At 73.9% G+C, this 21,026-nt stretch carries 16 protein-coding genes; 4 read left to right on the forward strand and 12 right to left on the reverse strand.

The window, feature by feature from the left end; translation table 11 throughout:
* Window positions 1–166 precede the first annotated feature (166 nt).
* Window positions 167–694, reverse strand: a complete 528-nt coding sequence (locus tag ABD296_RS35320; RefSeq protein ID WP_344277578.1) for a sigma-70 family RNA polymerase sigma factor — start codon at window positions 692–694, stop codon at window positions 167–169.
* Between the two features lie 128 nt (window positions 695–822).
* Between ABD296_RS35320 and ABD296_RS35325 the strand changes: the two genes are divergently transcribed.
* Window positions 823–2,694 (forward strand): heparinase II/III domain-containing protein, encoded by a 1,872-nt coding sequence (locus tag ABD296_RS35325; protein ID WP_344277581.1) that lies wholly within the window; start codon window positions 823–825, stop codon window positions 2,692–2,694.
* A 10-nt stretch (window positions 2,695–2,704) separates the two neighbouring features.
* Here the strand turns inward: ABD296_RS35325 and whiA are convergent, their stop codons facing one another.
* The 4 genes from whiA to uvrC are packed head-to-tail and all read right to left on the reverse strand — an operon-like array spanning window position 2,705 to window position 7,735.
* Window positions 2,705–3,685 carry a DNA-binding protein WhiA gene (whiA, locus tag ABD296_RS35330; protein ID WP_344277584.1) on the reverse strand — a complete coding sequence of 327 codons (981 nt, stop codon included), beginning with the start codon at window positions 3,683–3,685 and terminating at the stop codon, window positions 2,705–2,707.
* Window positions 3,686–3,745: 60 nt separating this feature from the next.
* Entirely contained in the window at window positions 3,746–4,735 is a 990-nt protein-coding gene (locus ABD296_RS35335; RefSeq protein ID WP_344277585.1) for a gluconeogenesis factor YvcK family protein, read from the reverse strand.
* A gap of 46 nt (window positions 4,736–4,781) precedes the next feature.
* The gene (gene rapZ, locus ABD296_RS35340; RefSeq protein WP_344277587.1) at window positions 4,782–5,660 is read right to left on the reverse strand and encodes an RNase adapter RapZ; all 879 of its coding nucleotides are present in this window, start codon (window positions 5,658–5,660) and stop codon (window positions 4,782–4,784) included.
* Entirely contained in the window at window positions 5,657–7,735 is a 2,079-nt protein-coding gene (uvrC, locus tag ABD296_RS35345; protein ID WP_344277589.1) for an excinuclease ABC subunit UvrC, read from the reverse strand. The genes rapZ and uvrC overlap by 4 nt, the downstream gene beginning before the upstream one ends.
* Before the next feature lie 157 nt (window positions 7,736–7,892).
* Between uvrC and ABD296_RS35350 the strand changes: the two genes are divergently transcribed.
* Window positions 7,893–9,110 carry a mechanosensitive ion channel family protein gene (locus ABD296_RS35350; protein WP_344277592.1) on the forward strand — a complete coding sequence of 406 codons (1,218 nt, stop codon included), beginning with the start codon at window positions 7,893–7,895 and terminating at the stop codon, window positions 9,108–9,110.
* Here ABD296_RS35350 and ABD296_RS35355 read toward each other — a convergent pair.
* The 4 genes from ABD296_RS35355 to ABD296_RS35370 form a co-directional block, all read right to left on the reverse strand.
* Entirely contained in the window at window positions 9,097–9,378 is a 282-nt protein-coding gene (locus ABD296_RS35355; protein WP_344277595.1) for a Rieske (2Fe-2S) protein, read from the reverse strand. The two genes, ABD296_RS35350 and ABD296_RS35355, sit on opposite strands and share 14 nt — an antisense overlap.
* 378 nt (window positions 9,379–9,756) lie before the next feature.
* The gene (locus tag ABD296_RS35360; RefSeq protein ID WP_344277598.1) at window positions 9,757–10,209 is read right to left on the reverse strand and encodes a Rieske (2Fe-2S) protein; all 453 of its coding nucleotides are present in this window, start codon (window positions 10,207–10,209) and stop codon (window positions 9,757–9,759) included.
* A gap of 288 nt (window positions 10,210–10,497) precedes the next feature.
* The gene (uvrA, locus tag ABD296_RS35365; RefSeq protein ID WP_344277601.1) at window positions 10,498–13,335 is read right to left on the reverse strand and encodes an excinuclease ABC subunit UvrA; all 2,838 of its coding nucleotides are present in this window, start codon (window positions 13,333–13,335) and stop codon (window positions 10,498–10,500) included.
* 209 nt (window positions 13,336–13,544) lie between these two features.
* Window positions 13,545–14,105, reverse strand: a complete 561-nt coding sequence (locus tag ABD296_RS35370; RefSeq protein ID WP_344277604.1) for a TetR/AcrR family transcriptional regulator — start codon at window positions 14,103–14,105, stop codon at window positions 13,545–13,547.
* An 87-nt stretch (window positions 14,106–14,192) separates the two neighbouring features.
* On the opposite strand from ABD296_RS35370, the gene ABD296_RS35375 reads away from it, so the two are divergent.
* A complete protein-coding gene (locus tag ABD296_RS35375) occupies window positions 14,193–14,603 on the forward strand; it encodes a nuclear transport factor 2 family protein (protein WP_344277606.1) in 411 nt (136 codons plus the stop codon).
* A gap of 1 nt (window position 14,604) precedes the next feature.
* On the opposite strand, the gene ABD296_RS35380 is transcribed toward ABD296_RS35375, so the two are convergent.
* A complete protein-coding gene (locus ABD296_RS35380; RefSeq protein WP_344277609.1) occupies window positions 14,605–15,399 on the reverse strand; it encodes an MBL fold metallo-hydrolase in 795 nt (264 codons plus the stop codon).
* Window positions 15,400–15,512: 113 nt separating this feature from the next.
* On the opposite strand from ABD296_RS35380, the gene ABD296_RS35385 reads away from it, so the two are divergent.
* A complete protein-coding gene (locus ABD296_RS35385) occupies window positions 15,513–16,280 on the forward strand; it encodes a maleylpyruvate isomerase family mycothiol-dependent enzyme (RefSeq protein WP_344277611.1) in 768 nt (255 codons plus the stop codon).
* 7 nt (window positions 16,281–16,287) lie between these two features.
* On the opposite strand, the gene ABD296_RS35390 is transcribed toward ABD296_RS35385, so the two are convergent.
* Together ABD296_RS35390 and ABD296_RS35395 are read right to left on the reverse strand one after the other, a co-directional pair.
* Entirely contained in the window at window positions 16,288–16,980 is a 693-nt protein-coding gene (locus ABD296_RS35390; RefSeq protein WP_344277614.1) for a Crp/Fnr family transcriptional regulator, read from the reverse strand.
* 108 nt (window positions 16,981–17,088) lie between these two features.
* Entirely contained in the window at window positions 17,089–21,024 is a 3,936-nt protein-coding gene (locus tag ABD296_RS35395) for a tetratricopeptide repeat protein (RefSeq protein WP_344277617.1), read from the reverse strand.
* Window positions 21,025–21,026: the final 2 nt, after the last annotated feature.

The following is a 21,026-nucleotide window of genomic DNA, read 5'->3' on the forward strand; positions in this document are numbered from 1 at the left end:
TCCGCCGCGGCGACCGTCGCCGCGCTCGCCGCCGCGGGCACGAGCAGGCGGCGCCGCCTGCGCCTCACCCGGGCGCGTTCCCGCACCCGGGTCCACGCGTCCGGTGCCGCCGGGAACGCCTCCGCCCGGGCGCGCAGCACGTCCCGCAGGACGTCCTCGATCTCCGTCATTCCGATGCACCTCCCAGGGCGCGCTGCAGCGCGGCGAGGCCGCGCCGGATGTGGGTCTTGGCCGAGCCGGGCGAGACGCCCATGGCGTCGGCCACCTCGTGGTCGGCCAGGTCGAGCCAGTACCGCAGGACGAGCGCCTCGCGCTGGCGGCGCGACAGCCGGTCCAGCGCGCCCGCCAGCTCGCGGTGCTCCTCCCGGTCGAGCACGACGAGCTCGGCGGCGGCGACCGGCTCGGGCGGCGGCGGCTGGCGGAGCCGGGCCAGGCGCAGGTGCCTGCGCCGGTTGCGGGCGAGATTGCAGACGGTGGCGCGCAGGTAGGCCGGTGCGGTCTCCGGGCGGCGCAGCGCCCGTGCGCGGCCGTGCAGCCGCGCGAACGCCTCCTGCGCCACGTCCTCCGGGTCGTCCGCGCCCAGCAGCCCGGCCAGCCCCACGAGCCACGGGTAGTGCGCGGCGAACAGCTCCTCCAGCATCTGCGGAGAGAGCGGCCCCGGCTCGTGGGCGGCCACATTTTCGACGAGGATCACGCCGTTAAGACACCCGAGCGGCGAAGCCGATGACACCGGACGGCCTCCGTTCCGTTTCGCCGCCGGACGTTCACCCGCTCTTCACCACACGCCGTCGGCCGGACGGGGCCGTCGTGTGTCTCTGAGACGTGCTCATACGATCTCGGGGAAGACTCCATGGCGCGGGGAGCGCCGCCCTGCTGCTGTCGCTGCTCGCCGGCTGCGGGCCCTCCTCCGCCCCTGCGACGCCCGCGCCCGGGCCGACGCGGAACGCGCCGTACAAGGGGACCTGCGTCGGCTTCAACGGCCTGGATGCGCTCAACCCGGCGGCGGAGGTCCGCGCGGGACGCTTCCGGGTCCCCGGCGCCGCCCCGGTCCGCGTCGCCGCCGGCACCGACGTCGACTGGGGCCTCGACCCCTACGACAACCGGACCTGGCAGCTCTGGTTCCACTCCCTCGAATGGCTCGGCGGCCTCATCGGTACGTACGCGCGGACGGGCGACCGCGCTGCCCTGGACACCGCCACGGGCATCGCGCGCGACTGGCTCGCCGGCAACGACCATCCCGGGCGGTTCGGCGAGGACCGCCGCAAGGCGATCGCCGAGGGCACCAAGTTCCGCCTCGCCACCCTCGTCTGCCTGCGCAAGTACGCGACCGGCCGGTGGCTCGACGACGCGATCGCCGAGCACGCGAAGTGGCTCGCGCGCCCCGAGCACTACTCCGGCCCCTGGAACCACGGCACCGACGAGTCGATGATCCTCATGGCGGCCGGCTGCGCCATCGGCCGCGAGGACCTCGCCGGCCTCGGCCGGAACCGGCTCCTCGGCGCGATGTTCGAGCCGCCCGGCGGTGCTCTCCCGGCCGTCGACGCCGAGGGCGCCGGCAACGAGCAGTCGGCGCACTACGCCGTCTACAACCGGGGCCGGTGGCGGCTCGCGCTCCGGGTGATGCGCGGATGCGGCCGGCCCGCGCCCGCCGCGATCGCCCGGCGGCTCGCGCTGATGGACGAGTTCATCGCCTTCCAGACCACCCCCGGCGGCGACCTGCTGCAGATCGGCGAGTCCTACGCGGGCAAGGCGTCCGGCATCTCCTCCCCGGGCGACGGCCCGCTCGAATACATCGCGACGCAAGGCAGGAAGGGCACCCGCCCGGCCGACCGGGCCCGCGTCTACAAGGCCGGATACGTGATGGGCCGCTCGGGGTGGGGCGACGGGGCGCGCGCCTACACCGACGAGATGTCCTACACGGCCCGGTTCGGCCCCGGCCGGTACGCGCACGGGCAGAACGACCACATGGAGCTGACCTTCCATGCGCTCGGCCGGGACATCCTCGTCCCGAGCGGCCACATCGGCTACAGCGACAAGGCCTGGCGCGCGTGGCTGGCCTCCCCCGCGGCGCACAGCACGCTCGTGGTGCGGGGCGTGCCGTTCCGCGAGGACACCACGACGGCGCTGACCGAGCACCACTTCCGGCGCGGCGCCGACACGTTCCGGTTATCCGACACCGCCTTCACCGGGGCGTCCCGGTCCCGCTCGGTCCTCGCCGCGTCCGATCCCGACGCCCTGGCGGTGCTGGACTCCGTCGACTCCGCCGCGCCGGACCCGGCCGCGAGCCGTCCCGTCGAGCAGCTCTGGCACCTGCCCGCCGCGTTCACCGCCGTCCCCGACGGGACGGGCGCCGTCGCCACCGCGGGACGGCTCCGCGTCCACTTCCTGCGGATCCCGCTGCCGGTCACGGCGGCATCGCAGCCCGCGCAGGTCGTCCGGGGCTCGCTGAGCCCGCCGCAGGGCTGGATCGCCCCGTCCGAGCGCACGACCGTCCCCGCGCCGGTCGTCTCCTTCCCCGCGCAGGGCCCGCACGTGCGGATGCTGACGCTCATCGCCCCCGTCCGCGGCGCGGAACGTCCGAGCGTCCGCACCCGGGCCCTGCCGGACGGCGGCGTCCGCGTCGAGGCGGCGTTCTCCCGCCGCACCCTCATCTTCGAGGCGACCCCGGACGGCACGCTCCGCCGCCTGCGCTGACCCCGGCCGGCTAGGGCGCCAGCATGTCCGCCGTGAGGTTGGCCTCGGTACCGGGGACGCCCTGGTCGCCGGCGCGCTTGTCGGCCATGGCGAGCAGACGCCTTATACGGCCGGCGATGGCGTCCTTGGTGAGGGGCGGGTCGGCGAGCTGGCCGAGCTCCTCCAGCGAGGCCTGCTTGTGCTCCAGGCGGAGCCGGCCGGCGTTGACGAGGTGGTCGGGGGCGTCGTCGCCGAGGATCTCCAGGGCGCGGGCGACCCGGGCGCCGGCGGCGACCGCGGCGCGGGCGGAGCGGCGCAGGTTCGCGTCGTCGAAGTTGGCGAGGCGGTTCGCGGTGGCGCGGACCTCGCGGCGCATCCGGCGCTCCTCCCAGGCGAGGACGGCGCCGTGCGCGCCGAGCCGGGTGAGCAGGGCGCTGATGGCGTCGCCGTCGCGGACGACGACGCGGTCGACGCCGCGGACCTCGCGGGCCTTGGCGTGGATCTTCAGGCGGCGGGCGGCGCCGACGAGCGCGAGCGCGGCCTCGGGGCCGGGGCAGGTCACCTCCAGCGACATCGACCGGCCGGGCTCGGTGAGCGAGCCGTGCGCGAGGAACGCGCCGCGCCAGGCGGACTCGGCGTCGCAGGCGGCGCCGGCGACGACGTGCCGGGGCAGGCCGCGGACGGGGCGCCCGTTGTTGTCGATGAGGCCGGTCTGGCGGGCGAGGGACTCGCCGTCCCGGAACACGCGGACGACGTAGCGGTTGCCCTTGCGCAGGCCGCTCGGCGCGAGCACGACGACCTCGGAGGTGTGCCCGAACACCTCCGAGATGTCCTTGATGAGGCGCCGCGCCGCCACGTTGGTGTCGATCTCCGCCTCGATCACGATGCGCCCGCCGACCAGGTGCAGACCCCCCGCGAAGCGCAGCAGCGTCGAGACCTCCGCCTTTCGGCAGCACGGCTTCATGACCGTGAGCCTGCTCAGCTCGTCCTTGACCAGACCGGTCATCGCCATAGATGAACCCTCCCCCTATCGGACTTCCAGCAGTCTGGCCGATCGCGGCCCGCCGGGTCGTCAGTCACTGAATATCTGTACGAAGGCTTGGGCCAGGCGGGCGGGTTCATGACGCGGCGAGCCGTCGTCGGCGGCGACCTGGGCGAGGACGAGGCGGCCGCCGAGCCGCTGGACGGCCTTGTCGAGCGCGTCCGGGTCGTCGACCACGCCCGCGTCGGCGAGGACGACGTCGACCCGCAGGTCGGGGGCGTGCGCCTGGAGGACCTCCAGGTGGGTCTGCGGGGAGAAGTCGTCGGTCTCGCCGGGCTGCGGCGCGAGGTTCAGCGCGACGGCGCGGCGGGCGCGGGTCGAGGTGAGCGCGCGGGCGAGCGCGGGGACCTTCAGGTGCGGCAGGACGCTGGTGAACCAGGACCCGGGGCCGAACACGACCCAGTCGGCGTCCTCGACGGCGGCGAGCGCCTCCGGGCAGGCCGGCGGGTCGGCCGGGACGAGCGAGACGCCGAGCACGGACCCGGGCGTGCTGGCGCACGCGACCTGCCCCTTGACGTGCGTGATCTCGCCGGGGCGGGCCGGGTCGGCGCCGCGCACCTCGGCGACGATGTCCATCGGGACGGCGGCCATCGGCAGCACGCGGCCGTGCGCGCCGAGCAGCCGGCCGACCCAGTCGAGGCCCGCGACGGTCGAGCCGGGGCCGCCCGGGCCGGTGTTGTCGCCGTCGCCGTCGCCGCCGAGCAGCTCCCAGAGCGCGACGATCAGTAGGTTGCCGACCGCGTGCCCCTGCAGGTCGCCCTCGCTGCGGAACCGGTGCTGGACGACGTCCCGCCAGGTCTGGCCCCACTCGTCGTCGCCGCACAGCGCGGCGAGCGCCATCCGCAGGTCGCCGGGCGGCAGCACGCCGAGCTCGCGGCGGAGCCGGCCGCTGGAGCCGCCGTCGTCGGCGACGGTGACGACGGCGGTGAGCCGGTCGGTGACGCGCCGCAGCGCCGACAGCGAGGCGTACAGACCGTGGCCGCCGCCGAGCGCGACGACCTTCGGGCCGGGAGGCTTCACCGGGTTCGTTTCTCTCTCCGTCCGGGACCCGGCGGTGCGGCGGGTCTCACTCGCGGCCGAGGTCACGATGGGCGACCTGCACCTCGATGCCCTCGTCCCGCAGCCGGGCGGCGATCTGTTCCGCCATGGCCACACTACGGTGTTTGCCGCCGGTACATCCCACGGCGAGCGTGACGTAGTGCTTGCCCTCGCGCTCGTACCCGTCGGCGAGCAGCCGCAGCACCTCGGCGTAGGCGTCGAGGAACTCCTTGGCGCCGTGCTGGCCGAGCACGTAGTCGCGGACGGCGGCGTCGCGACCGGTCTTGGGCCGCAGTTCCGGCACCCAGTGCGGGTTCGGCAGGAACCGGCAGTCGACGACGAGGTCGGCGTCGACGGGCAGCCCGTACTTGTAGCCGAACGACACGACGGTGGCGCGCAGGCTGGACTCGCCGGTGTCGTTGCCGAAGAAGCCGATGATCTTGTTGCGCAGCTCGTGCACGTTGAGCCCGCTGGTGTCGATCACCAGGTCGGCCTCGGCGCGGACCTCCCGGACCAGCTCGCGCTCGCGGGCGATGCCGTCCACGACCCGGCCGTCGCCCTGCAGCGGGTGCGGGCGGCGGACGCTCTCGAAGCGGCGCACCAGGTCGGCGTCGCTGGCCTCCAGGAACACCACGCGGGGGTGGACGCCGCGCGCCTCCAGCTCGGCGATCGAGGAGTGCAGGTCGTCGGTGAACGCGCGGCTGCGCACGTCGACCACGACGGCGATGCGCGGCACCGCGTCCTTCACCCGGCCGCCGAGGTCGGCCATGGTGGCCAGCAGCCCGGGCGGGAGGTTGTCGACCACGTACCAGTCGAGGTCCTCCAGGGACTTGGCCGCGGTGCTGCGGCCCGCCCCCGACATCCCGGTGACGATCACGATGTCCGGAATCTTCGACTCGCTGGTCATGTCTTCTTCCCCCTGTGTTCCCCGTCGGCCTCGTGTTCCCCGCCGGCCCTGTGCTCCCCGCCGGCCCCGTTCCCCTGGGCCGCGCCTTCCCCGCGGGCCCCGCGCTCCCCGCCGTCGGCGCCGCCCGTGCCGCGTGCCGGCACGAACGCGCCGTGCAGCGCCGCGACGATGCCCTCCGCGCTGCGCGGCCCGATGCCGGGGACCTCCGCGACCTGCTCGGGCGTCGCCTCCTTCAGCCGCTTCACCGAGCCGAAGTGCTTCAGCAGCGCCGCGCGCCGCGACGGGCCCAGACCCGGCACACTATCGAGTTCGCTCACCGTCATGGCCTTGGAACGCCGCTGCCGGTGGAAGGTGATGGCGAAGCGGTGCGCCTCGTCGCGGACCCGCTGGACCAGGAACATGCCCTCGCTGTTGCGCGGCAGGATCACCGGGTCGTCCTCGCCCGGCAGCCACAGCTCCTCCAGCCGCTTGGCGATCCCGCAGACGGCGATGTCGTCGACGCCCAGCTCGTCCAGCGCCCGCTGCGCCGCCGCGACCTGCGGCGGGCCGCCGTCGACGATCACCAGCTGCGGCGGGTAGGCGAACTTGCGCGGCCGGCCCGTCTCGGGGTCGATCGGCTGGTGCGCGCCCTCCTCAGTGCCGTCCTCCGGATCGCCGAGCGTGTCCAGCTCGCCCATCTTCTCGCTCTCGGCGAGGTAGCGCTTGAACCGGCGGTTGATCACCTCGTGGATGGAGCGGACGTCGTCCTGCCCCTCGACCGCCTTGATCGTGAACCGGCGGTACTCGCTCTTGCGGACCAGCCCGTCCTCGAAGACGACCATGGACGCCACCACGTTGGTGGCCTGCAGGTTCGACACGTCGTAGCACTCGATCCGCAGCGGCGCCTCGTCCAGCTCCAGGGCCTCCTGGATCTCCTGCAGCGCGCGGCTGCGGGTGGTGAGGTCGGACGCGCGGCGCGTCTTGTGCTGCTTGAGCGCCTCGTGGGCGTTGCGCGCGACCGTCTCCAGCAGCGTCTTCTTGTCGCCGCGCTGCGGGACGCGCAGGTGGACGGGCCCGCCGCGCTGCTCGGCGAGCAGCTCGGTCATCGCCTCGGCGTCCGGCGGCAGCGCCGGGACGAGCACCTCGCGGGGCACCGACTCGCTCTCGCCGTAGATCTGGATCAGGAAGTTCTCGACCAGGTCGGCCGTGGTGACCTCCTCGACCTTGTCGACCACCCAGCCGCGCTGGCCGCGGATCCGGCCGCCGCGCACGTAGAAGACCTGGACGGCGGCCTCCAGCTCGTCCTCGGCGAAGGCGATCACGTCGCAGTCGATGGAGTCGGCGAAGACGACCGCCTGCTTCTCCAGGGCCCGCTCCAGCGCGCGGATGTCGTCGCGGAGCCGGGCGGCGCGCTCGTACTCCTGGGACGCGGCGGCCTCGCGCATGTCGCGTTCGAGGCGCTTGGTGAACCGGGAGGTGTTGCCCGCCATGAAGTCGCAGAAGTCCTCGGCGAGCAGGCGGTGCTCGTCCGGCGAGACGCGCGAGACGCACGGCGCCGAGCACTTGCCGATGTAGCCGAGCAGGCAGGGCCGGTCGAGCTGGCGCTGGCGCTTGAACACCCCGGCGCTGCAGGTGCGGACGGGGAACACGCGCAGCAGCTGGTCGACCGTCTCCCGGATCGCCCATGCGTGGGAGTACGGCCCGAAGTAGCGCACGCCCTTGCGTTTCGCGCCCCGCATCACCATCACCCTCGGGAACTCCTCGTTGAGGGTGACCGCCAGATACGGATAGGACTTGTCGTCGCGGTAGCGGACGTTGAACCGGGGGTCGAACTCCTTGATCCAGGAGTACTCCAGCTGGAGGGCCTCGACCTCGGTGCCGACGACGGTCCAGTCGACGCGGGCCGCGGTCTGCACCATCGTCTGCGTGCGCGGGTGCAGCGCGGAGAAGTCGGCGAAGTAGGAGTTCAGCCGGGAACGCAGGCTCTTCGCCTTGCCCACGTAGATGACCCGGCCGTGCTCGTCGCGGAATCGATACACCCCGGGGGATTCCGGAATGGAGCCCGGTGCGGGTCGGTAGGTCGCCGGATCTGCCACGTCCTGAAGCCTAGTGGGCGCCACCGACACGCGGCGCTGCCGTGGCCGCTGGCCTGGGGTGATGGAGATCTCCCTGACATGTGTGGATTTTCGTAATGGGAGTGGAAAGGGAGGTTCGGTCGGATTTTTCGCACACTCGGAGGGGGTCGTACCGCAGGTGTCCGCGCTGTGGGCCTGGATCACGCTCGCCGTCGTCATCGGCGTTTCCGTCGTCATCGTGGAAGGAGGCCGGCGGCTGCTGGCCGGCCGGCTGGCGCGGCACTGGCCCAGCGTCGGACGGGTCGCCCGGCGCTGCGCCGCCCCGGCGTTCGCGTTCGCCGCGGTCGTCAGCGCGAGCACCGCCATGCCGTACGGGCACATGAGCGAGCACGCCGGCGGGCTCGTCGGGCACCTGCTGCACATCGCGGTGATCGGCGTCACCACGTGGCTGGTGCTGCGCATCACCTACGCGCTCACCGACCCGCCGCTCGCCCGGCTGATGCGGATCGAGGGCGAGCGCAACCGGCGGGCCAGGCGCGCCCGCACCCAGATGATGCTGCTGCGCCGCATCGCCGCCATGGTGATCGTCATACTCGCGGTCGGCGCCGCGCTGTTCACGTTCCCGGCCGTGCGGGCGGTCGGCGCGGGCGTGCTGGCCTCGGCCGGGGTCGCCGGGCTGGTCGTCGGCATCGCGGCCCGCCCCACGCTGGGCAACCTGCTGGCCGGCCTGCAGATCGCGTTCAGCGACGCGCTGCGGCTGGACGACGTGGTGGTCGTCCAGAGCCAGTGGGGGCGCGTCGAGGAGCTGACCCTGTCCTACGTCGTGGTCCGGCTCTGGGACGACCGGCGGCTCATCCTGCCCGTCTCCTACTTCACCGAGCAGCCGTTCGAGAACTGGACCCGGCACAGCAGCCGGGTGGTCGGCTCGGTGGAGCTGCACGTCGACTGGACCGTCCCGATCGAGGAGCTGCGCACCGAGCTGTACGCGATGCTGCAGGAGAACCCGCTGTGGGACCGGCGCGAGTGGGTGCTGCAGGCCGTGGACGTCCGGCCGAACGGCCTGGTCACGATGCGCGCGCTGATGAGCGCCGCCGACTCGGCGAGCGCCTGGGACCTGCGCTGCGACGTGCGCGAGCACCTCATCGCCTACATCCGCGAGCACCACCCGGAGGCGCTCCCCCGGTTCCGCACCGACGCCGGCGGGCTGGAGGACGACGGGACCGGCACCCGCTCCGGCCCGGACGACGGGGACGCCGGCGTCACCGCGGCCGACCCCGTCGCGCGGCGGCGCGAGATGCGGGGCGGCGAGGTCGACGACCACGTCCGGGCCCCCGCCGAGAACGGCGGCGGCCCGGAGCGGGCCGGGTCCGGCGCCGGGTCGTTCAGACGAGGCTGATCTTCCCGCCCTGCACGCTGATCTTCTTCTCCGCCAACGGCTTGTCGGCCGGCGGGTGCGCCACCGACCCGTCCGAGATCTTGAACTTGCTGCCGTGGCAGGGGCAGTTGATCGTCCCGCCCGACACCGACCCGACGGTGCAGCCGCGATGGGTGCAGGTCGCCGAGAAGGCCTTGAACTCGCCCTGGGCCGGCTGGGTCACCACGACCTTCTCCGACTCGAAGACCTTGCCGCCGCCCACCGGGATGTCGCCGGCGGAGGCGAGCACCGCGCCGGCGCCGCCCCCGCCGCCACCGCCGCCGTCGCCACCGCCGCCGTCGCCGCTGCCGCCGTCGTCGGACGATCCGCCGCACGCAGCCGCCAGCCCGGCGACGCCCGCGAGCCCGGCCCCGATGAGCAGGCCGCGGCGGGTCCCGTCCGTCCCGCCCCGGGGCGCCGCGTCGCCCCCGGGCGCGGCCGGCGGGGGGCGCGCCGGCCGGGGACTCCCCGGCCGGGTGCTCGGTCGCGTCCGCCCGCGTCTCGGACTCCTGTGGCATCGTCTCCGCCCTTCGCTGAACTCGGTTCCTGAACTCCCTTGCGTCACCGGGGAGTACGGAGCGGAGGCGGCATCGGTTCAAATCCGAACCAAAAAGGCCGATCTTCGCGATCAGTTGATCACGATCCCGCCGTTCTTCACCTGCGCGGGGTACTCCTTGAGCGGCTTGGACGCCGGGCCCTTCGCCACGGAGCCATCGGCGATCTTGAACTCGCTGCCGTGGCACGGGCACTTGATCACCCCGTTGGAGACCCGGTCGACCACGCAGCCCTGGTGCGTGCAGATCGCGGTGAACACCTTGAACGCGCCCTGCTGCGGCTGGGTCACGACGACCTTGCTGTCGGCGAAGGTCTTGCCGCCGCCCACCGGGATGTCGGAGGTCTTCGCCACCTGCTTGCCGCTGAGGTCCTTCGGCTCCTTGTTCTGGTTCGTCGCGCACCCCGCCGCGAGCAGCGCCGCGCCCGCGGCGCCTGCGCCGCACAGCACCGTCCGGCGGGCGAGCCCACCCGTCCCGGCGGACCCCGCGTCGTCGCGCGGGGCTCCGGGCGTCACTTCGTTGGTCATGCCCCCATGATCCTGGACGGCCCGCCGCACCCCGCACCGACCCACCGGGCGGCGGTCGTCCCGGCCGCGGATCCCCGCCGGCCGCGGCCGGAACGCCCTGCCTCCGGGACGGCCCCGGACACCCCGCCCGCCGGGACGGCCCCGGATGCCCCGCCCCCTTGACCGGACGGGGCATCGGGGTGTGGGCCCCACCCTTGGCACGCGCGCGCCCCGCCCCATGGTTCAAAGGGGGCGGGGCGGCGGTTCGGTGCGGGGCGGTTCGGCGGGCGCCGGGCCCGGCGCCGCGCGTCAGCCGACGATCTTGGCGAGGAACTGGCCGGTGTGGCTGCCCTCCACCTTCGCCACGTCCTCCGGGGTGCCGGTGGCGACGACGGTGCCGCCGCGCGAGCCGCCCTCGGGGCCCATGTCGATGATCCAGTCCGCGGTCTTGATCACATCGAGGTTGTGCTCGATCACGATCACCGTGTTGCCCTTGTCGACCAGGCCGTTCAGCACGCCGAGGAGCTTGCGGATGTCCTCGAAGTGCAGGCCGGTGGTCGGCTCGTCCAGCACGTAGATCGTCCGGCCGGTGGAGCGCTTCTGCAGCTCGGAGGCCAGCTTGACGCGCTGCGCCTCGCCGCCCGACAGCGTCGGCGCGGGCTGGCCGAGCCGGACGTAGCCGAGGCCCACCTCGTTGAGGGTGTTCAGGTGCCGGTGGATCGCCTTGATCGGCTCGAAGAAGGCGGTGGCCTCCTCGATCGGCATGTCGAGCACCTCGGAGATCGTCTTGCCCTTGTAGTGGACCTCGAGGGTCTCCCGGTTGTACCGGGCGCCGTGGCACACCTCGCACGGGACGTAGACGTCCGGCAGGAAGTTCATCTCGATCTTGATGGTGCCGTCGCCGGAGCAGTTCTCGCAGCGACCGCCCTTGACGTTGAAGGAGAACCGGCCCGGCTGGTAACCGCGCACCTTCGCCTCGGTGGTCTGCGCGAACAGCTTGCGGATGTGGTCGAACACGCCGGTGTAGGTCGCCGGGTTGGAGCGCGGCGTGCGCCCGATCGGCGACTGGTCGACGTGCACGACCTTGTCGAGCTGGTCGACGCCGTTGACCCGCTTATGCTTGCCGGGGACGGTCTTCGCCCCGTTCAGCTGCTTGGCCAGCGAGTTGTACAGGATGTCGTTGACCAGCGTCGACTTGCCGGAGCCGGACACGCCCGTCACCGCGGTGAGCACACCGAGTGGGAACGCCACGTCGACGCCCCGCAGGTTGTTCTGCTGGGCGCCCTTCACCGTGACCTCGCGGCCCCTGGCGCGCGGGCGGCGGATCTCCGGGACGGCGATCTCCCGGCGCCCCGACAGGTACGCGCCGGTCAGCGAGCGCTCCGACCTGAGCAGCTCGTCGACCGTGCCGGACACCACGATCTCGCCGCCGTGCTCGCCGGCGCGCGGGCCGATGTCGACCACCCAGTCGGCGGCGGCGATGGTGTCCTCGTCGTGCTCCACGACGATCAGCGTGTTGCCCATGTCGCGCAGCCGGACGAGCGTCTCCAGCAGCCGGTGGTTGTCGCGCTGGTGCAGGCCGATCGACGGCTCGTCCAGCACGTACAGCACGCCGACCAGGCCGGACCCGATCTGCGTGGCCAGCCGGATGCGCTGCGCCTCGCCGCCCGCCAGCGTCGCGGACGCGCGGTCGAGCGTGAGGTAGTCGAGCCCGACGTCGAGCAGGAACCCGAGCCGGGCGTTGATCTCCTTCAGCACCCGCTCGGCGATGTGCTTCTCGCGCTCGTTCAGCTCCATCGCCAGCAGGAACTTCGCGGCCTCGCCGATCGGCATCGAGGCGACCTCGGCGATCGACATCCCGCCCATGGTGACCGCCAGCACGACCGGCTTGAGCCGGGCGCCCTCGCAGGTCGGGCACGGGATCTCCCGCATGTAGCCCTCGAACCGCTCCCGGCTGGAGTCGCTCTCGGACTCGGCATGCCGCCGCTGGATGTAGGGGATCACGCCCTCGTAGGCGGTGTAGTACGACCTCGTCCGGCCGTACCGGTTCTTGTAGCGGACGTGGACCTGCGTCTCGTGCCCGTTGAGGATCGCCTTGCGCGCCTTGGCGGGCAGCTTCTCCCACGGGGTGTTCAGGTCGAAGCCCATGGCGTCGCCCAGCGCGGACAGCAGGCGCAGGAAGTAGTCGCTCACGTGCCCGCCCGACCACGGCTGGATGGCGCCCTCGCCGAGGGTCGGCTCACCGTCCGGGACGACCAGCTCCGGGTCGACCTCCATGCGGGTGCCGAGACCGGTGCAGTCGGGGCAGGCGCCGTAGGGCGAGTTGAACGAGAACGACCGCGGCTCCAGCTCCTCGAACGACAGGTCGTCGTACGGGCAGTACAGGTGCTCGGAGTACATCCGGGTGCGGTTCTCGTCGTCCTCGGGCAGGTCGACGAAGTCGAGGACGATCGTCCCGCCCGCGAGGCCGAGCGCGGTCTCCACCGAGTCGGCGAGCCGCTGCCGCGCGGTGTCCTTCACCGAGAGCCGGTCGACCACGACGGAGATGTCGTGCTTCTCCTGCTTCTTCAGCTTCGGCGGCTCGTCCAGGCGGACCATCGCGCCGTCGACCAGGGCCCGCGAGTAGCCCTTGGACTGCAGCTCGCGGAACAGCTCCAGGTACTCGCCCTTGCGGCCGCGGATCACCGGCGCCAGCACCTGGAACCGGGTGCCGGCCTCCAGCTCCAGCACCCGGTCGACGATCTGCTGCGGCGCCTGCCGGCTGATCGGCCGCCCGCACTCGGGACAGTGCGGGTGCCCGATCCGGGCGTACAGCAGCCGCAGGTAGTCGTAGACCTCGGTGATCGTCCCGACCGTCGACCGGGGGTTCTTGCTGGTCGACTTCTGGTCGATCGACACCGCCGGGGACAGCCCCTCGATGAAGTCGACGTCGGGCTTGTCCATCTGCCCGAGGAACTGGCGGGCGTACGCCGACAGCGACTCCACGTACCGGCGCTGCCCCTCGGCGAAGATCGTGTCGAACGCCAGGCTCGACTTCCCGGACCCCGACAGACCGGTGAACACGATCATGGCGTCCCGCGGCAGGTCGAGCGAGACGTCCTTCAGGTTGTGCTCGCGTGCTCCACGCACGATGAGTCGGTCATGCACGGCGTACTTCCGGTTCCTCTTCTGGGCGCGGTGATGGGGAGAGACAGAACGCTCTCCAGGCTAACCAGGGGGTCCGACAGAATCCCCCGAGTCCATAACAGCGGCCGTCGCCGCCGCATTTCATGCCGCGCCCCGCCCGTCCCCGGACGGCCCCGACGGCACCCTCGCACCGTACACGTGTTCGAACACCGCCCGCCACCACAACCCGCTCACCGGGGGCGGAGGGCGTCCGTGACCAGGGCGACCGTACGACGGCGCAGGTCATCGGACCAGGCGCCGGCGACGGCGCCGTGGCCGGTGGCGGCGACGAGCGCCATGACCTCGTCCAGGCGCGCGTCGGGCCGGACGGTCCCGGCCCGCTGCGCGGCCTCCAGCAGGGCGCCGAAGGCGTTGGCGAGGGCCATGATCTGGTCGCCGGGCTCGATCTCGGTGCCCTCCTCGGCGAGCAGCCCGATGACCGGGCCGATGTTCGCCGAGCTCTCGACCAGGAACCCGAAGTAGTCGTAGAAGGCGGTGGCGGGGTCGCCGTCCGCGACCAGCGCGCCGGCGCGCTCGATCAGCCGCCGCCGCAGCTCCTTCATGATCGCCGCGAGCAGGTCGCGCTTGGTCGGGAAGTGCCGGAAGACGGTGCCGATCGCCACACCTGCGCGGGCGGCGACCTCCTCGGTGGAGGCGGCGGCGCCATGCTCGGTGAACACCTCCTCGGCGGCGGCCAGGATGCGGGCGCGGTTGCGCCGGGCATCGGCGCGCAGGGGCTTGTCCGGGGTCATCCGTCCGTCCGTTGACAAGATGAGTCGCGACTCATATTTTTAACGTGAGTTCAGACTCATGTTAGTCCGTTCCGAAGGAGATGACGCATGTCCGAGCAGACGCCGCGGGAGCTGTTCGCCCGCTTCCAGCGCAACGCCTTGGCGGGCGAGCCCGGCCTGGACGAGGAGATGCTGGCCGAGGACGTGGTGATCGAGATGCCGTTCGCGCCCGACGGGCACGCGCGGCGGATGGAAGGGCGCGCGGCGATCGCGGCCCGGCTCCGGGAGGGGCGCGAGGCCCTGCCGGTCGTCTTCGAGGAGTTCCGGGACGTGGTGATCCACGAGACCGCCGACCCCGAGGTGATCGTCGCGGAGTACGTGATGGTGGCGTCGATGCCCGCCGGCGGGAGGCGGGCGTCGGCGAACTTCGCGGTGGTGCTGCGGGCCCGGGACGGGCGCGTCGTGCACTGGCGCGAGTACCAGGACCGCGCGGCCATCAGCGAGTCGCTCGCGGGGTGAGCTACTCGTCGTCCAGCGCGCGGGCCAGGTAGCGGTCGGCGGAGCGGCGCACGGCGTCCTTGCCGTCGGTGTAGACGATCTTCTGCCACCAGGCGCCGTACACGCGGTCGAACTCGTAGGGCTCCAGCAGCCGCAGCGCGCGCCGGATGGTGCGCGGGCGCTCCGGGATGAAGTTCGGGTAGCTGTACATGAAGCTGACCCAGTCCCGGTCGTTGGCGACCTGGACGATGTCGCCGGAGAACAGCGCGCGGGCGTCCCGCCAGTGCAGGACCTGGCCGCCGTCGAAGTGCACGCCCGCGTTGATCAGCGTGAGGCCGTCGGCGATCTCGCGGGTGTCGCCCTCCCAGAAGACGACCGCGTCGTCGGGGCGGGCGACCCAGCGGCGGTCGGCCTCGTGGATGTAGACGGGCGCGTCGAACGCGTGCGCCCACTCGATCATCGAGCCGTAGTAGTGCGGGTGGCTGATCGCGATCGCGGTGATGCCGCCCAGGTCGTCGACCTGGCGGATCAGCTCGTCGTCGATGTGGGTGACCATGTCCCACAGGACGTTGCCCGACGGGGCGCGCAGCAGCAGGGCGCGCTGGCCGATGGCGATGGACGGCTCGGTGCCGATGCCGACGACGTCCAGGCCCTCCTCCTCGACATGGCCGCGGTGCCCGGCGGCGCGCAGTTCCTCCAGGGTCGTCCAGCGCTGGCCGGCCCAGCCGACGTACTGGCGCTCGTCCTCGCAGATCGGGCAGTCGGGACGGGGCTCGCCGTACTGGACGCCGCAGGTGACGCAGATCGGATGTTCCATGATCCACATTGTGGAGCGGAACGGGACCGGAGGTAAGGGGAAACGCGCGGCGCGGTGGCCGCGGGCCGTCTGGCGCGGGCGGGGCGGCTGCGTCAGGATGGAGCCTCCGACGAGTGATCTGGGGGGCTCCGGTGGAGACCTGGCGGCTGGCGATCGACGAGGTGGACGCGGGCGCGGAGCGGGTGGCGGTGGCCGTCGCCAAGCTGACCGGGCCGGAACTGCGGGCGCCGTCGGCGCTGCCCGGCTGGTCCCGCGGGCACGTCGCGACGCATGTCGCCCGCAACGCCGACTCGCTGTGGAACCTGCTGGAGTCCGCGCGGACGGGCGTGCCCATCCCGCAGTACCCGAGCCTGGAGCGGCGCAACGCCGACATCGAGGCGGGCGCGGGACGCGGGGCCGCCGAGCTGGCCGCGGACGTGCGCGCCACGGCGGCTCGGTTCGCCGAGCAGGTCCGGGCGATGCCGGACGACGCCTGGAACGCTCCGGTCACGGCGATGACCGGGTGGCCGCACCCGGCCTGGTACACGGTGCTGCGCCGCTGGCACGAGGTGGAGGCGCACCATGTCGACCTCGCCGCCGGGTACGGGCCGGCCGACTGGCCCGAGCCGTACGTGCGGTGGGCGCTGACCAGCACGCTCACCGACCTGGCGGCCCTGCCCGGTGACCTGCGCGGCGAGCCGGCCGGGTACCGGATCACCGCGACCGACTCCGGGGAGTCCGCCGACCTCGGGTGGACGGCGGGCGGGCCGGAGGCGTCCGGATCCGGGCGGGCGCTGCTCGGATGGCTGAGCGGCCGCACGGACGGCGCGGGCGTGACGGCGCGCCCCGACGGCCCGGTGCCGGTCCCGCCGCCGTGGCCGCACAATCCGTCCGGCTTCTAGCTCCGGGCTAGCCGGGGTCGTCGCCGTCCGCGAGGCGGCGCAGCGCGGCCATCGAGCGGACGACGATCGTGCCGCGGGCGACGGCGAGGGCGCCGCCCAGCGGGTCGGCGGCGAGGAGTTGCGCGACCTTGCGCCGCCCCATCCCGGCCCACCGGCCGAGGTCCTGCTGGGTGACGGGCACCTCGACCTGGACGGCGTCGTCGCCGGCGCCCTCCGCCTTCAGCGGCGTCCCGAACCGGGCCGCCAGCCGCAGCAGCCGGCTCGCCAGCCGGCGTCCGGCGTCGTCGGGGAAGTGCGCGATGCGCAGTTCGTTGGCGTCGCGGAGCCGTCCGGCCAGGACGGCGGCGACCGCCCACGCCGATCCCGGATGGGCGTCCAGCACGCCCCGGAACCGGTCGGCGGGCAGCACGAGCGCCTCGACCCGGGTGAGCGCCTCGACGTTGGCGTGCCGGACGCCGCCGTCGGCCGCCTCCAGTTCCCCGACGAGGTCGCCGGGCCCGAGGACGTCGAGGATCGCGATCTCGCCGTCCCGGTTCACCCACACCTTGACCGCTCCGGCGCGCAGCACGAACACCTGCGACGCCCGGGTGTGCTCGCGGGTCAGGAACGCCCCGGGGCGGATCACGGCGGGCGCGCCCGCCCGCCGCAGCGCGTCCCGCGCCGCCTGCGGCAGCTCGTCCCAGAACGGGGTGGGTCCCATCACGCCTCCTCGCGGACCGGGCGGGGCCCCTGAAGGCGCGTGGCCGCGCCGCACGGGGCGCCCCGTCTCCAGTGAACGCGGCGGTACGTCGATGGACCGCGTAGTTCGTCACATGTCGAGCGACCTGTCCGAGGCGAGCCACTTGTCCAGCGCCCGGACGCGCCGGGCGCAGTCGGCCGCGCCGGCCCGGTCGCCGAGCGCCGCCCGGGACCGCCCGAGCAGTTCCAGCGCGGCCCGCCGCCCACCATGATCGTCCATGTCGCGGCGGATCGCGATCTCGGCCTCGAAATGCTCGCAGGCACGCGCGTGCTCGCCGAGCAGCAGGCACGCGCGGGCCATGGTGTGCAGGGCGTACGCCTGCTCGCGGGCGTCGCCGACCTCGGTCGCCGCGCGCAGGGGGCGCGCGCCCGCCGCGCCGGCCTCGGCGGCGGCGCCGAGGTCCAGGTGGACGGAGGCGAGGTGCACCAGCGCGGTGGCCTCGCTGTGCCGGTCGCCGACCTCGCCGAGGACGCGGAGCGCCTCCAGCTCCATCTCCAGCGCCTCGTGCGGGCGGCCGCTGCGGCGCAGGACGGCGGCGAAGGTGTCCATGCCGACGCCCATCCCGTACCAGTCGCCGACGGCCCGCCGGATCCGCAGCGCCTGCGCGGCGGCGCGCTCGGCGTCCTCGGGCAGGCCGAGGCGCAGGTAGGTGCGGGCGAGGCTGCCGAGGGTGCCGGCCAGGCCGCTCTGCGCGCCGAGCCCGTGCCACAGGTCGAGGGCCTCCAGGCCGAGCACGAACGCCTCCTGCGGACGGCCGAGCCGGCGCATGACCACCGACAGGTGCTCCAGGTCGTGGGCCTCGCCGTGCTGGTCGCCGATCTCGCGGCGGATCTCCAGTGCGCGCAGCAGGTGCTCGCGCGCCTCCCGGTAGCGACCCAGGCGCCAGTGGACGATGCCGATCTGCGCGATCGCCTCGGCCTCGCCGTGCCGGTCGCCGGTGTCGCGGTGCAGGCGGAGGGCCTGCCCGCAGTGGGTGAACGCCTCCGGGTAGCGGGCGGCGTCGCACATCAGCATGCCGAGGGTGGTCAGCGCGCGGGCCTCCCCGTGGCGGGCGCCGAGCGCCTGGTAGGTCCGCAGTGCCTGCTCGGCGTCCCGCAGCGCCATCTCGCGCAGCCCGAGCGAGGCGTTCATCCGGGCCAGTTCGGTCAGCGCCTGCGCCGCGCCGTGCCCGTCGGCCATCTCCTGGCGGATGTAGAGGGCCTCCAACGCGTGCGACACCGCCTCATGGACGTTGCCGAGGCGGCGGTGCACCTGCGCGAGAGTGAGCAGCGTCTCCGCGACGCCGGGCTGGTCGCCGATCCGACGTCGCACCTTCAGCGCCTCTCCGGCGTGGTTCAGCGCCGTCTCGTAGTCGCCGATCCCCAAGCGCGCGCGGGCGAGGGTGTCGTGGTCCTTCGCCAGGCCGCCGAGGTCGTCCAGCTCCAGGTGGACGTCCAGGGAGCGCCGCGCGTGCTCGATGGCGGTGAGGTACCGGCCGAGCGCCACGTGCAGGTCGGCGAGGGTGGCGAGCGTGGCGGCCTCGCCGTAGCGGTCGGGCGGTTCGACGGTCCGGAAGGCGCGCCGGGCGTCCTCCCCGTACCCGATGGCCTGGACGGAGCCGCCCGCCTCGAAGTGCGCCACCGCCAGGTTGTGCAGCATGACGGCGGCGGCCGCCCAGTCCTCCTCGGTGCGGGCGGCGTGCAGGCCCGCCTGGTGGACGGCGATGTTGTCCTCGCTGTAGCGGCGGAACTCCTGGAAGTCGAACAGCGCGTCCGCCAGCTCCCAGCAGGTGCGGTGCAGGCCGAGGCGGGCGGCCTGGTGGACGGCGGCGACCAGGTCGCGCCGCTCGGCCTCGAACCACGCCAGCGCCACCGCCCGCTCGGCGCCCGCATCCTCGCCGGCGGACGGGCGCCCCCGCGCCCCGTCCGCCTGGCGGCCCTGGTGGACGACGGGACGGCGCCGCCCCGCCAGGGCGTCCCCCGCCGCGCGCGCGTCGGCGAGGTACCCGGCGAGCAGCCGGCGCTGCGCCGCGAGGCGGTCGCTGTCGGCGTCCTCCGCCAGGCCCCGGTCCCGGGCGAAGTCGCGCAGCAGGTCGTGCATCCGGTACCGGCCGGGCGCCACGTCGTGCACGAGGTACGCCTGCCGCAGCCCCTCCAGGCATTCGCGCGCCTCGTCGACCGTCCGGTCCTGCAGCGCGGCGAGCGCGGTGGGGGTGAAGTCGGGGCCCGCGACGAGCCCCAGCACCCGGAACGCCTCCCGGTGGTCGCGGCGCAGGCTGCGGTAGGCGACGTCGAACGTGGGGCTGAGCACTCCGCGCAGTCCCGGCGCGGACGCGCCGTGCCCGGCGCCGTCGTGCAGCTCGATGCCCGTCAGTTCGATACCGCCGAGCCCCGCGCCGACCGGGGTCCCCGTCGCGCGCCGCTCGGCCCCCTCCAGCGGCGGCTCGCGCAGGACGCCGGGCACGGCCGTCTCGTAGGACGGCGCGGCATGCGCGTCGCTGGCGGCCAGTTCCCGGACGGTCCCGGCGATGGACTCGCCAGGATTCTCCACCAGCCGGCCCGCCATCACCGCGAGCGCGAGCGGGAGGTGACCGCACTCGCGGGCGAGTCGCACGACCGCCCTGCGCTCCTCGCGGACGCGGGCGTCCGCCGGTCCGAGCACGTTGGCGATGAGGTCGACGGCCTCCTGCGTGACCATCTCGCGCAGTTCGAGCGTGCGGACGTCGGCGCCTTCGAGCAGCGACGGCAGCCGGCGCCGGCTCGTCACCACGGCCAGCCCGGACGCCATCGCGCCCACCAGCGGCCTGATCTGCTCCGGCCGCGCGGCGTTGTCGAGGATCAGCAGCATCCGCCGGTCGGCCAGCAGCGAGCGGCACTGCGCGGCCAGCTCCGCCTCGGTGCTGCGCAGCTGGTCGCCGGGGACGCCGGCGGCGCGCAGCACCTGACCCATCGCCTCCGCCGGCGTGACCGGGCTGCGGGTCGTCCCGCGCAGGTCGGCGAACACCACCCCGTCGGGGAACCGGTCGACGACCCGGTGCGCCCAGTGCAGCGCGAGCGTCGTCTTGCCCACGCCCGCCATCCCCTGGACGATCACGGCGCGCGGCCACTCGGCCTGGGCGACGAGCATGTCGAGCTTGCCGAGACTGATCGTCCGCCCGGCGAAGAACGGGTTGTCGGCGGGGAGCCGCACCGGCGGCTCGCCGCCGCCCGCGTCCAGGCGCACCGGGGCGCGGGCGGCCAGGCCACCGGGCGCGTCCGGTTCCGGACGGGCCGCAGGGATCCCGGCGGGGACGTCCGGCTCCGCCTCGATCGCCGGCCACTCGTCCCCCCACGGGCTGGCGGCGCGGCGCAGCTTCTCCGCGTCGAGGATGGTCAGCGGCCTCGGCCTGCGGTCGAGGATGCCCTTCTGCCGCCACAGCCGGAACCAGCGCACCAGCGTCTCGCGGGAGATCCCGGACCAGTTCGCCAGCTCGGCCTGGCTGAGCCGCAGCGGGATCTCCGTACCGCGAGCGGACCGCACGCCGAACCGGTGCGCCAGCTCCAGCAGGTGGTAGGCGAGGCGCTGCGGATGCTCGGCGGCGCGCACCGCGTGGCGGCGGCCGCCGTAGCCGACGCTCTCCGAGACGGCGTGCATCATCGCCTCGGCGACGCGCGGGTTCGCGGCGAGCAGGCCGCGGAAGTTGCGGCGGTCCACCCGCAGCGCCTCGACGTGGTCGAGGGCCGCGATGGTGCCGCGCTGCGGATGCCCCCACGCCCCGAGCATGCCCACCAGGTCGCCGGACCCGAACAGGTCGATGATCGACTCGTCGCCCTCGCTGGAGTCGACGAACTCCTTGGCCACGGCGTTGCTCGCCGCGCGCGGCGCCGCCTTGAACACCACGTACACGGCCGGGGCGGTCACCCCCTGGTGGCACAGCGTCCCGCCCGGCGGGATGTGGGCGCGCCGGCCCATCGCCCGCAGCGCCTGCCGGTCGTCCGGGCCGAGCCGCTCCCAGAAGCTGCCGGGCCGGACGTCGTGGTCGATCATCC

It is taken from the genome of Actinomadura napierensis (assembly GCF_039529375.1).
Taxonomy (GTDB): Bacteria; Actinomycetota; Actinomycetes; order Streptosporangiales; family Streptosporangiaceae; genus Spirillospora; species Spirillospora napierensis.